This window comes from Nioella nitratireducens (assembly GCF_001879715.1).
Lineage (GTDB): Bacteria > Pseudomonadota > Alphaproteobacteria > Rhodobacterales > Rhodobacteraceae > Nioella > Nioella nitratireducens.
On sequence record NZ_MNBW01000077.1, the window covers coordinates 1 to 544 of the forward strand.

The following is a 544-nucleotide window of genomic DNA, read 5'->3' on the forward strand; positions in this document are numbered from 1 at the left end:
CTATGAACGTGAGCATCCCGGCGACATGATCCACCTCGATATCAAACGCCTCGGCAAGTTCGAGCGCACCGGCCATCGCATCACCGGCGACAGGACAGGCCAGTCCAACAGTCGCGGGATCGGTTGGGAGTATGTGCATGTCTGCATCGATGATGCGTCACGGCTGTCCTTCACTCAAATCCATCCGGACGAGAAGGCCGTCAGCGCAGTCGCACATCTGAAGGCGGCGGTGGCGTGGTATGCGTCCATGGGCGTGAAGGTGGCGCGGGTCATGACGGACAACGGCAGTTGCTACAAATCCAATGCCTTCAAGGCAGCCTGCGCCTGGCTCGGCATCCGGCACATCAGGACCAAACCCTACACGCCGAAGACCAATGGCAAAGCTGAAAGGTTCATCCAAACCGCTTTGCGCGAATGGGCCTATGCCCGCGCCTACCAGACCTCAGAAGACCGCGCGGCGGAGCTGCCCGTATGGACGCATCTCTACAATTGGCACCGTCCGCACTCGGCGCTAAAGTCAAAACCACCAATCAGCCGATTAGGA

At 59.6% G+C, this 544-nt stretch carries 1 protein-coding gene; it reads left to right on the forward strand.

Features of this window, described 5'->3' with window-relative positions:
• On the forward strand, positions 1 to 544 hold a 544-nt coding region (locus BKY27_RS19660), incomplete at both ends, for an integrase core domain-containing protein (RefSeq protein ID WP_146636328.1).